We start from the raw sequence: 11,757 nt of genomic DNA on the forward strand, positions 1-11,757 counted from the left end.
TCCATTACTTTCATGGTATTACCTAACGATCTGTAATTTGGTTTTATTTAATCATAAATACACATAAAAGGAATATAATGTGAACAAAATAGCTTCAATCTTTATCGCTGTTACCCTACTTTTAACTACCGGCTGTACGGCCATTATGACTGCAGAACAAGCAGCTCCTACGTTAAATAAGCCCCAAGTTGATGAAATACAAATTGCAGTGGTAGATCATCGCCCATATGTTGTAAATGGTGACAAACTCTCTGGTTTTGAAGGATTAAGTCGCTCTGGCTTTGGTATACCTTATACACAAAACATCATTACTGGCGAAACTATGCCACAACACTTAGGTAAACGCCTTGCTGCTGGTTTTATTCGCTCTGGTATTAACGCTAAGCTAATAGCTACCACACCACAGGTCGATATTAATGACATTAAAGCAGATAGCGATACTGCGACTATTATAATCGTACTTAACGAATGGAAGTATGATCACCACGCTTTTACTGATAACTCATGGTATAACTTTGATCTAATAATTAAGGATCGCACTGGTGCTGCGCTTATAAATAAAAACTTTACTGGCGAGCAAGACATTCCAAGTATGCATACCAACGACTTACAAATGCTTTATAAAGAGCGCTTTGAATTAGCGTTTGCAGATCCTGAGGTTAAAGCGTTACTGTAATTTTAAACTACGCGAACATTTTTATTGGCGAACTAAATAAGTATTTAGTTCGCCAAAGCAGCAAACAATATAACTGTTATTTACGCGCTTAAATTAAAACCCCTTCTTTATTACTATTTAATATTTTCTGAAACCTCAATCATTACCGTTTGATCTACTTGTATAAGCCCGCGCTTTGGCCGGTCTAAATCTATAATAATAAATACGATTAAAGTAATTAACAAAGAAACCAATACTATGGGCACAATCATTCGCTTACCACTTAGCCCTGCGGAATAACCCATAATGCCGCCAGACGAAATAAAAACAATAAAGAGCAGTATTAATACCACCTCAGGTACATGCATTTGCAATAAAGCATTTCGCTTTCCTTGGCTGTCTATTACATCATTAAGCGATTTTACAAACGCTCCTGTAGTTACAGGCCTTGGGTCAACATTTGTGGCTGCGATAGCCAATGACCATAACTGACGCTGTAAGTTGGCTATTTTATTATTGTAGTCGTTACGCTGCGCGTGTTTGGTTAAATCTAATTGGCCTATAGCAACTCGTAAGTCTACATACTCTTTAAATAATTCATTGGCTTGTTTTTTGTATTCTTGTGGCAGTAATTCAACCCGTAATATGGCTGTGCCGATTGTGTTTGCTTCATCTATTAACGCCATGCTGCGGTTATCATACCGTTGCATCGACATGCTAAATGTAAAACCCAGTAGTAATGCTAACAAACCTAATATACTGCCCTGAATAGAACCCGTTAGCGTCTTAACTTCACTGTCGGTTCTGCCTTGAATAAACCGCCCTGCTCTAAAGCCTATTTCGTTAAAAATAACGATCGCAATAAACAATGTAACTGCAATTAATACACTGCTGTATCCATAAAGTAATTCATCTTCGAACATAATTTAGTAAATTCCACTGGCCATTATTTGGGTGTACTTTTTAAAGCGTACTCAACAAAGTTATACTTTAAAGATACGGTAAATTTAAACTGGAAGTAAGTAAAATTAAGTTAAGGGCTGATTCACCAACCTGCCTTAACGCTAAACATTATAGTCGTGATCGCCTCGTCTTTTCATTTCACTCATAACCAGCTCAACCATTTGTTGTTTTATTGCTGCTTGCTCTGATTTTAACTCCCCTAATTGCCGCTCTAGTATATCTATTTGCTCTTGTTGTTGTGAGTTTTTATATTTTTTAGACCCTAAATGCTCAACACCAATAGCTAAACTAGCATCACTTTTATTTGGCTCATTTGCGGTGCTATTTATGGTTAAACTGCTTTGAATTGGACTTTGTTTGAGTTTGTTAATTTGCTCTTGCAATGCAATAACCCGCCCTAAAAAGTGTTCATACACTTTTTCTAGGTTTTTATATTGATCGCCAAACATTGCGTTATCTTCACTGTACTTTTGTGCTTTAGTGTCTAAGAACTTTGATAAAACATATTTTGGCTCATCCTCTGTCTCACCTTCAGCAAGTTGCTTACCTGGTTGTGTTAAAGGCTGAGTATTAAGGCTGTATGCATGGTGTAAAGGGGGCGCTGGTGAAATCTTCATTACTTTATCCCTAAAATAGCTTTGTCACTATTATAGGTATCGACCTAACATTAAAATTCTTGAGTAACGTTTACAGGCTGGCTAAAAGCAAAAAGCCCCACTTTATGAAAGCAGGGCTTAAGTAATTATTACTTAAAATAATATTACGACTCAATAGCCAATAACTCAACTTCAAATATAAGCAGTGATGCCGGTGGAATGCTGCCCACACGTTTTTCACCGTAGGCCAGTTGATGCGGTACATAAAGTAGGTATTTATCGCCGGGGCTCATAAGTTGCAGACCTTCGGTCCACCCTTTAATAACTTGATGTAAACCAAAGCTAATAGGGGCTTTACGCTCAACTGAGCTGTCAAATACTGTGCCGTCTATTAACGTACCGTGGTAATGCACATTAACCATGCTTTTGGGGTTAGGCTTGTCATCGCTTTGCCCTTGGTGCAATACTTTGTACTGCAAGCCTGAAGCGGTCTCTTGTACGCCATCTACTTTTGCATTAGCTGCCAAAAAATCAGCTTCTATTTGCGCGTTAATACCCACTTGTTGTTTGGCTTTTTTGCTGTTTTTAAATATTAAAAAGCAAAATATGGCGATAATTACCGCTAATATTATATTAAGCATAGTTAATTTTTTTCCTCTTCTGGTTCTGCGTCTTTTTCATCTTCGCTATCGCCGTTTACAATGTCTGCAATATCTTTAAGTCGTGCTAAGGCTAGGCCGTTTACTGAGTTTTCAGGATAGTGCCCGTCAACTAAATCGCCAGCTTCTAAATCCATCAGTAAGTTAAGTGCCTGATCTACCGTCTCTACTGCGTAAATATTAAATTTACCAAGTTCAACTGCATTAAGTATTTCCTCATCTAACACTAAGTTAACTTGGTTAGATTTAGGAATGATCACGCCCTCTTCGCCAGTTAAACCGCGCATTTTACACAGTTTAAAAAAGCCTTCTATTTTTTCGTTTACGCCACCAATAGCTTGTACATCGCCATGTTGGTTAATTGAGCCTGTAAGCGCAATTGATTGACTCAGTGGTAAACTAGTAATAGCCGAAATTAACGCGCATAACTCGGCAAGTGACGCGCTATCGCCATCTATGTAGCCATAACTTTGTTCAATTGCAATATTTGCACTGAGCGTTAAGCTAAAGTGCTGCGCGTATTTATTGCCTAAATAGCCGGTAAGTAGCATTACCCCTTTAGAGTGAATTGCTTTACCTAGCTCGGCTTCGCGCTCTACATCTAAAACGCCATCGGCACCGGCATAAACTGTTGCCGTAATACGCGCAGGTGTACCAAATGAGGTATCGCCAATATGCAGTACAGTTAAACCATTTACTTTGCCTATGGCTTGGCCTTGCGTGGCAATAAGGGTGTGCCCTTCTTTAATATCACTGAGCATGTTTTCGCTAATTTGCCCAGTACGATACTGTTTACCTTCAATGGCTTCGTCAATATGATGAGCGTCTATAACCGTTAGCTTGTCTTGTTTGGCATAATAACTTGCTTCGGCTACCAGCTCTAACACATCGGCAAAGCGGGCAGAGAGTTTATTATGATGCTCGGCTTGGCGATAACTAAATTTGAGCAAGCGCACCATTGCGGCTTCTGTAGTGGTGCATTTTAAAACGTGCTCGCAATAGTCAGTTACTTTGGTAATAAATTGGTACTGTAATTTATCGCTACTCGGTAAGTAGTAGTCAAAGTCGGCTAGTATTCTAAACAGCTCAGCAAATTCTTCGTCGTACTCACCTATGGTGTAGTACAGCTCGCGCGAGCCTAATAATATTATTTTTACATCTAGCGGAATTAACTGCGGGCGCAACGTAAAACTGCTGCCTACAACGCTATCTTGATACGGTAAGTCATTTTTAATTTGATGGGTTTTAAGCGATAGTTTTAAACCATCCCACACTTGTGGGTTAGCCATTACTTTTTCGGCGTCCATCATTAAATAGCCACCGTTAGCACGATGCAATGCGCCGGCCTGAATTGAGCGATAGCTAGTTATAAGCGAGCCTTGTGAGGTAGCGTACTCAACCTTGCCAAATATGTTGCCAAACGTTGGGTTAGGTTCGTAAACCACAGGAGCGGCGTCGCCTTCTTTAAACTCAACTAAAATATTGGGCGCAAAAAAGTCAGTAAGCATGCCTTTGCGATCAAAGTCTTCTTTGTTTTCTTCGCTTTCGCCTTCATCGTCTAACCACTCAAGCACAGCGTCAATAATTTCTACGCGAATGTCTTTTAAATAACGCAGCACGCCAATATGGCTGGCATATTTATGCTCTAAGTCTTTTAATAAGGGCTTAGTTGCTTGCTCGGCAGTCGACTTTTTAAGGTTACGTAGCTTTTCGGTAGATTCACGTTTCCAGCGCGGCAGCTCAATAAGTGCTTCTATTAATGTGTCTTCGAGTTTTTCAATTCTTTCAAAAAAGGTTTCACGTAGCTCATCTTCAAGGTGCGAAAATTCATTATCGCTTAGCTGCTTGCCACCTATTAATGGAGCAAAACCTACTACGCCTTTTTCTTCAATAAGCGCCACACTTTGTTCAAGCGCCGCAATTTCTACCGCGGTAATAGCACCGTCATAGGCGTCGTTAAATTCACGGTCTATGGATTTCTTTTTGCGCTGGTACGCAGGGTTGTCAAATGCGGCAGGAAAGGTGTCGAGCACTTCGTCAATAAAAGCATCAATGTCATCGGCAAGCTTTTTACTTTGCCCAGCTTGCATAAACAGTGCGATAGGCTCGCGGTGGTCGTCGTAATTATTTACATACAACCACTCATTAGGCGTTACTCTGCCTTTGGCATGCTCTTTTAGTTTGTCTTTTACTAGGGTAAAACGTCCATGTGCAGCTTCGCCCATTACGTATACGTTATAGCCAGGTAAATCCATACCGAGTGAAAAGTCTAATGCACTTTGCGCCCGTTGTTGGCCTATAAAAGTAAAATGCTCTGGGTATGGGTTGCTCATGCAAGTATGCACGTGGCTAGTAGAAATGCTCGGCGCAAGCTTTGATACAGGTAGTGGCAGTAATTTTTTCGTCATTCTAACTTCTTTGTTTACCAGCGTATTCACTGGCTTTTGGCGTATTAAGTGGCCTGCAGCCACTTAATACTTATATTTAGGGTTGCAAAGCCTTACGGCTAAAATAGATTCCATCACACTCTAAACAAGGTGTTATTTGCGTAGCATGATAAACATCGTAACTATGGTTACAATTCTTACATACTAATGTGCCCATGGCTATCCATTCGCCTACGTGATATATGCCATTGTGCTTAAAATCTTGGCTAAGTGAGTGCCACTCTAGCTGTGTTTTGTCTTCTATGTGCGAAAGCTCATACCATAATGATTCTTTAAGCTCTTGCCATGCAAGCGAATTATAGTGGGTTTCGTGCTCTTGCAAGTGTTCTAAATCGCGCATTAAGTAGTTACGATAAAGTTGATATTTTTCTTCTCCTAAATTTTTAAGTGCCTGCTCAGATTCAACAAATCGTTTTACCGCCTCTTTTAATTCATGATCTTTTACATCTTTTAACCAAAGCGTTAAATCGCTTAGCCATGTTTTGTAGTCAGCCATTTTCTTACTCCTGCAAATTTAGGGCATATTTAGATTTGTAGGTTGAACCTATTAGGGCTGTTAAATCAACCTTTAACCTATGCTTTTCAGCAACTAGCTTACAAAAGTATAGGTTAACCTGCACTGAAAGTTATAATTTAATAAAAGCGTGTTTATGGCGCTATAAATAGCGGTTTATTTGGGTTATCCTAGAGCTAATTTTTTATTAGTCGTAAGAAGTCTGGAACCGTAGATGCAAGAGCAATATAACCCTCAAAAAATAGAGTCAAAAATCCAACGTTACTGGGAAGAAAACAAAGTATTTAAAGTTACGGAAGATGAGAGCAAAGAAAAGTATTACTGCCTTTCTATGTTCCCCTACCCGAGCGGTCGACTCCATATGGGTCACGTGCGTAACTACACTATTGGTGACGTTGTATCTCGCTTTCAGCGCTTAAAAGGCAAAAACGTAATGCAACCTATGGGTTGGGATGCGTTTGGTTTACCTGCAGAAAACGCGGCTATTAAAAACAAAACAGCCCCTGCAAAATGGACCTACGAGAATATTGACTACATGCGTACCCAACTTAAGCAGTTAGGTTTTGGTTATGACTGGGATCGCGAAATTGCCACCTGTCATCCAGAATACTATAAATGGGAACAATGGTTTTTCACTAAGTTGTACGAAAAAGGCTTAGTGTACAAAAAAATGTCGACGGTTAACTGGGATCCGGTAGATCAAACTGTATTAGCTAACGAGCAAGTTATTGACGGTCGCGGTTGGCGTTCGGGCGCTGTGGTTGAGCAAAAAGAAATTCCACAGTGGTTTATTAAAATTACCGACTACGCACAAGAACTACTTGACGATTTAGACAAGTTAGAAGATTGGCCTGAACAAGTTAAAACCATGCAGCGCAACTGGATTGGTCGCTCTGAAGGGTGTGATATTGAATTTAAACGCACTGATAACAACGAAACATTTAGCGTTTATACCACGCGTCCAGATACCTTTATGGGTGTGACTTATGTAGCGGTTGCTGCAGGCCACCCAATTGCTAAAGAAGCGGCTAAAAATAGCGATTCTGTGGCACTGTTTGTTGAAGAATGTAAAAACAACAAAGTAAGTGAAGCCGACATGGCAACCATGGAGAAAAAAGGCATAGCAACTGGCTTTTTTGCTACTCACCCACTTACTGGTGAGCAAGTACCAATTTGGATCGCTAACTTTGTATTAATGCATTACGGCTCAGGCGCGGTAATGGCAGTGCCTGCACACGACCAACGTGACTTTGAATTTGCAACAGCCTACGGCCTTGATATTAAACAAGTGATTGCGCCAGTTACGGGCTCTGACCTTGAAGTAAACCTAAACAAAGAAGCGTTTACCGATAAAGGTGTATTGGTTAACTCGGGTGAATTTGACGGCCTTGATTTTGACGCGGCATTTAATGCCATTGCCGATAAGTTAGAAGCCTTGGGTGTGGGCGAGCGTAAAGTAAACTTCCGCCTGCGTGATTGGGGCGTAAGCCGCCAACGTTATTGGGGTTCACCAATTCCAATGCTTAGCGACGAAGACGGTAACGAACTTGCAGCAACCGACGATATGCTGCCAGTACGCTTACCAGAGGACGTAGTAATGAATGGCGTTACATCGCCAATCAAAGCTGATCCTAACTGGGCAAAAACCACCATGAATGGCGCACCAGCGTTTCATGAAACCGATACCTTTGACACCTTTATGGAATCGTCTTGGTATTACGCTCGTTACTGTAGCCCACGTCATGACGAAGGCATGCTAGACCCAGCAGCGGCTAACTATTGGTTACCAGTAAACCAATACATAGGCGGTATTGAGCACGCTATTTTACATTTATTGTATTCGCGTTTTTTCCATAAACTATTACGCGACTTTGGTTTAGTTGATTCAGACGAGCCATTTGACCGCTTACTTTGTCAAGGTATGGTATTAGCCGAAACGTTTTATCGTAAAGATGAAAAAGGGGCTGATATTTGGATTTCGCCAAGCGACGTAAATACCGAAACAGACGACAAAGGCCGCGTAACTAAAGCATGGCATAAAGTTGATGGTAACCCGGTGTTTTCATCTGGCATGAGCAAAATGTCAAAATCGAAAAATAACGGTATTGACCCACAGCATGTTATTGCACAATACGGCGCCGACACTGTACGTTTATTTATGATGTTTACAGCACCACCAGAGCAAACGCTAGAATGGTCTGACGCGGGTGTTGAAGGTGCACATCGCTTCTTAAAACGTGTGTGGAAATACGCGGTTGATGTTAAAACAGTTGGTTTTCAACCACTCAATAAAACAGCATTAAATAACGAGCAAAAAGTACTGCGTCGCGATTTACACAAAGCAATTGCTAAAGTGAGTGATGATGTTGAACGTCGTCAAACCTTTAATACTGCTATTGCGGCAATTATGGAGCTGTCTAATAAACTATTAAAAGCACCGTTAAATAGTAAGCAAGATGTAGCGATAGCTAACGAAGCGCTTGAAGCAATGCTTATTATGCTTGCACCTATTACGCCGCATTTGTCGCACCAATTATGGCAAGAGCTAGGTAAAGAAGGCGATATAGTTAACGCTTCATGGCCAGAGGTTGATCAGTCGGCTTTGGTTGAAGATGAAAAGTTAATTATTATTCAAGTTAACGGAAAACTACGCGCTAAACTAACCGTTGCAGCCGATGCCACAAAAGAGCAAGTAGAAGCACTCGCTTTTGAACAAGCAAGCGTAACTAAATACACTGACGGCGTTACCGTTCGTAAAGTTATTTACGTACCGGGTAAACTGCTTAATGTGGTAGCTAATTAATATGGCCGCTTTTAACGCCATTAAAAACGGACTAGCCTTAGTGCTAGTCTGTTTTTTATTAACTAGCTGTGGCTTTCATTTAAAAAAAGCCTCTAGCTTGCCAGACGATCTAAAACAAATAACCCTCATTGGCGACGATGAAAAGTCAGCGTTATTTAGCGCCTTAAAAAGTGAGCTTATTGCCAGTGACGTTAAACTAGTTGCGGCTAGTAAAAAGTCGGCACAGCTTTATTTATTTAAAGATCAGCTTGAACGTCAAACCTTGTCGTTGTTTCAAAATGGCCAAGTAGCAGAATACGAACTTACTTACAGTGTTGCGTTTGTGATCAATCGTCCTAATGCTGAGCCAATAGAAAAGCGCTTTGAATTATATCGTAATTATCAAGACGATCCTGACAATGCATTAGCCAAAGCAAAAGAGCTTGCACTCCTTATTAGCGAAATACGCCAACAAGCTAGTCGTCGTATTCTTAGAGAGTTGTCGCAACTATAATGCGCTGTTACGCTAATCAATTACCGAGTGAACTAAAAAAAGGCTTAAAACCCTTTTACTTAGTGTTTGGTGAAGAGCCTTTTCAAGAAGCGCAATGTGTACAACAAATTCGCGCAATTGCTAAAGAGCAAGGCTTTGATGAAGTAATTAAATTTACTTTAATGCAAGGTTTTGATTGGCAAGAAATTATAGCTCAATATCAAAGTATGTCGCTGTTTAGCGCCCGCACTATTATTGAGCTTGATTTAAACCAGCAAAAGCCAGGAATTATTGGCAGCAACACGTTTAAAAAAATTATTGAGCTAATAAACCCCGATACCATTTTAATTATTAAAGGCGCTAAAGCCAGCCAAGACGTACAACGCAGTGCTTGGTTTAAAGCGCTTGATAAACACGGTTTATTTGTACCTTGCTATCCGCTTACCGGTACGCATGTAAAGCGTTGGTTAGATGAGCAATGCCAGCGTTTATCTCTTAATATGCAAAATGAGGCAAAGCTGAGTTTAATTAGCGCCACTGAAGGTAATTTACTGGCGTGTTTTCAAGAACTCGAAAAACTCTCATTACTACACGCCAATGCGCTCATTACACAACAATTAGTAATGCAAGGGCTATTAAATCAAGCCAAGTTTGATATTTTTGATTTAAGCGACGCACTATTAAACGGCCAAGCTAAACAAGCAATAAAAGTGCTGAATAAACTGGCCAGCGATAACACCGAAGTGGTGAGTATTTTATGGGCAATAACCAAGGAGCTTAACACCTTAATTGATGTGCAAATTGGTTTACTTAATGGCGAGCCCATTGCTAATTTATTTAAGCAAAAAGCAATATGGAAAAACCAACAAGCGCCAGTACAAAGTGCTATAAACAGGTTAAGTATTCATACCCTTGAGCAAATTAGCTCTGAGCTTGCAATATTTGACGCCAGCTACAAACAAGGTAACTTAATTGCGCCCTATCAAGCACTCGCGCATATTTGTATTAAGTTTTGCCAACCGCTGAATATTTCGCTGCCATGTCATCCTGTTAATTAAAATGCAGAATTTAACATGATCGCAATTTTTGGTGGCACTTTCGACCCCGTTCATTTGGGGCACATTAATATGGCAAAGCAATGCGTAAATGCACTTAACTTAAATACGTTGTACTTTATGCCTTGCGCACTGCCCGCCCACAAAATGGCTCCTGGCATTAGCACCGAGCACCGAGTAGCTATGCTCAATGCAGCAATTGCGCCTTACCCTTTTTTTCAACTCGATTTAAGAGAGTTGCACCGCACTGGGCCTTCTTATTCTTTATTGAGTTTACAAGAATTAAGAGCACAGCATCCAAACACGCCAATTGTGTTTTTAATTGGCATGGACTCGTTTAATAACCTCGATAAATGGTATCAGTGGCAAGCAATCACGCAACTTTGCCATATTGTGGTGTATCAACGCCCTGGGCAGCAATGTGCTGTTAGTGGCCATTTACAGCATTATATGCAACAAGCGCAAGTTAATAATGCAAAAACCCTTTCACATACGGTTGCCGGTAAACTTTATTTTTTACCCGGTGAAATGCTCGATGCAGCATCGAGTAATATTCGCCAACAACTTAAAAATACTAATAAAAAGAATGAACTATTACCCGATGCAGTGAGTCTGTATATAGAGCGCCATGCGCTTTACCAAAATGATGATAATACTAATTAACCTTGACAAGTGAATACTCTGCAAGAGTCATTGGTATAAAACCCCTAGCATGTTAAAATGCACGCTATTAAATTTAAAATTGAGACAAAACCTTGGATTCGAAACAACTACTCGCTTTTGCAATAGATAAAATTGAAGATATGAAAGCACGCGATGTGATTCATATTGACGTAACAGCAACATCAGACATTACAGACTACATGGTTGTATGCTCTGGCACATCTAAACGTCATGTTCTGTCAATTGCTGATAATTTAGCAAAAGAGGCTCGCCACGCAGGTGAAGAACCTTTAGGTTATGAAGGTCAAAGCGACGGTGAATGGGCATTGGTTGATTTAGGTGATGTGGTTGTACACGTGATGCAAAACGAAGCACGTAGCTATTACGATCTAGAAAAACTGTGGGGCTAGTAATAAACACCCACTTATTTTAGACAGGCTTGGAAGTAACACGTGAAAATACAAATGATTGCCGTTGGTACAAAAATGCCAGCTTGGGTAGAAACCGGATTTACAGAGTATCAACGTCGTTTTGCTAAAGATATGGCACTTGAACTGATTGAAATCCCAGCCGGAAAACGTGGTAAAAATGCAGATATAAAACGCATTTTACATATTGAAGGTGAAAAAACCTTAGCAGCTATTCCTAAAGGCAACCGTATTGTTACTCTAGAAGTAACAGGTAAACCACTTGATACCCACGAACTTGCTAAAAACATGGAAAAATGGCAACTCGATGGCCGCGATGTAAGTTTACTTATTGGCGGTCCTGAAGGACTTGCACCAGAGTGTATTGCTGCCTCTGAGCAAAAATGGTCGTTATCTAACTTAACTTTACCGCACCCTTTGGTGCGTATTATTGTTGCTGAAAGCCTATACAGAGGCTGGAGCTTAAATAACAACCATCCTTATCATCGCGAGTAATCCTTGC

At 40.4% G+C, this 11,757-nt stretch carries 12 protein-coding genes; 7 read left to right on the forward strand and 5 right to left on the reverse strand.

Annotated elements, in window-relative coordinates; all coding sequences use genetic code 11:
* The first annotated feature begins 79 nt into the window (after nucleotides 1–79).
* Nucleotides 80–676: a hypothetical protein gene (locus I6E78_RS02235; RefSeq protein ID WP_197181865.1), complete on the forward strand. Its 597-nt coding sequence runs from the start codon at nucleotides 80–82 to the stop codon at nucleotides 674–676.
* 113 nt (nucleotides 677–789) lie between these two features.
* Here the strand turns inward: I6E78_RS02235 and I6E78_RS02240 are convergent, their stop codons facing one another.
* The 5 genes from I6E78_RS02240 to I6E78_RS02260 form a co-directional block, all read right to left on the reverse strand.
* Complete coding sequence (locus I6E78_RS02240) at nucleotides 790–1,578, reverse strand: bestrophin-like domain (RefSeq protein ID WP_011327725.1); 789 nt, start codon at nucleotides 1,576–1,578, stop codon at nucleotides 790–792.
* Nucleotides 1,579–1,719: 141 nt separating this feature from the next.
* Nucleotides 1,720–2,235, reverse strand: a complete 516-nt coding sequence (locus I6E78_RS02245) for a hypothetical protein (protein ID WP_197181866.1) — start codon at nucleotides 2,233–2,235, stop codon at nucleotides 1,720–1,722.
* 143 nt (nucleotides 2,236–2,378) lie between these two features.
* Nucleotides 2,379–2,855: an FKBP-type peptidyl-prolyl cis-trans isomerase gene (locus I6E78_RS02250; RefSeq protein ID WP_011327723.1), complete on the reverse strand. Its 477-nt coding sequence runs from the start codon at nucleotides 2,853–2,855 to the stop codon at nucleotides 2,379–2,381.
* A 2-nt stretch (nucleotides 2,856–2,857) separates the two neighbouring features.
* Entirely contained in the window at nucleotides 2,858–5,281 is a 2,424-nt protein-coding gene (locus tag I6E78_RS02255; RefSeq protein WP_011327722.1) for a Lon protease family protein, read from the reverse strand.
* 76 nt (nucleotides 5,282–5,357) lie between these two features.
* A complete protein-coding gene (locus tag I6E78_RS02260) occupies nucleotides 5,358–5,816 on the reverse strand; it encodes a zinc ribbon-containing protein (protein WP_197181867.1) in 459 nt (152 codons plus the stop codon).
* 232 nt (nucleotides 5,817–6,048) lie between these two features.
* Here I6E78_RS02260 and leuS point away from each other — a divergent pair, with 232 nt between their 5' ends.
* The 6 genes from leuS (at nucleotide 6,049) to rlmH (ending at nucleotide 11,750) form a co-directional block, all read left to right on the forward strand.
* Nucleotides 6,049–8,637 carry a leucine--tRNA ligase gene (leuS, locus tag I6E78_RS02265; protein WP_011327720.1) on the forward strand — a complete coding sequence of 863 codons (2,589 nt, stop codon included), beginning with the start codon at nucleotides 6,049–6,051 and terminating at the stop codon, nucleotides 8,635–8,637.
* Between the two features lies 1 nt (nucleotide 8,638).
* Entirely contained in the window at nucleotides 8,639–9,130 is a 492-nt protein-coding gene (locus tag I6E78_RS02270) for an LPS-assembly lipoprotein LptE (RefSeq protein WP_011327719.1), read from the forward strand.
* Nucleotides 9,130–10,167 (forward strand): DNA polymerase III subunit delta, encoded by a 1,038-nt coding sequence (gene holA, locus I6E78_RS02275; RefSeq protein WP_011327718.1) that lies wholly within the window; start codon nucleotides 9,130–9,132, stop codon nucleotides 10,165–10,167. The genes I6E78_RS02270 and holA overlap by 1 nt, the downstream gene beginning before the upstream one ends.
* Before the next feature lie 15 nt (nucleotides 10,168–10,182).
* Nucleotides 10,183–10,827 (forward strand): nicotinate-nucleotide adenylyltransferase, encoded by a 645-nt coding sequence (gene nadD / locus I6E78_RS02280; RefSeq protein WP_041454377.1) that lies wholly within the window; start codon nucleotides 10,183–10,185, stop codon nucleotides 10,825–10,827.
* 92 nt (nucleotides 10,828–10,919) lie between these two features.
* A complete protein-coding gene (gene rsfS, locus I6E78_RS02285) occupies nucleotides 10,920–11,237 on the forward strand; it encodes a ribosome silencing factor (protein ID WP_011327716.1) in 318 nt (105 codons plus the stop codon).
* Between the two features lie 42 nt (nucleotides 11,238–11,279).
* Entirely contained in the window at nucleotides 11,280–11,750 is a 471-nt protein-coding gene (rlmH, locus tag I6E78_RS02290) for a 23S rRNA (pseudouridine(1915)-N(3))-methyltransferase RlmH (RefSeq protein ID WP_058372938.1), read from the forward strand.
* Nucleotides 11,751–11,757: the final 7 nt, after the last annotated feature.

The sequence above is a fragment of the Pseudoalteromonas sp. NZS127 genome, assembly GCF_015864805.1.
GTDB lineage: Bacteria > Pseudomonadota > Gammaproteobacteria > Enterobacterales > Alteromonadaceae > Pseudoalteromonas > Pseudoalteromonas nigrifaciens.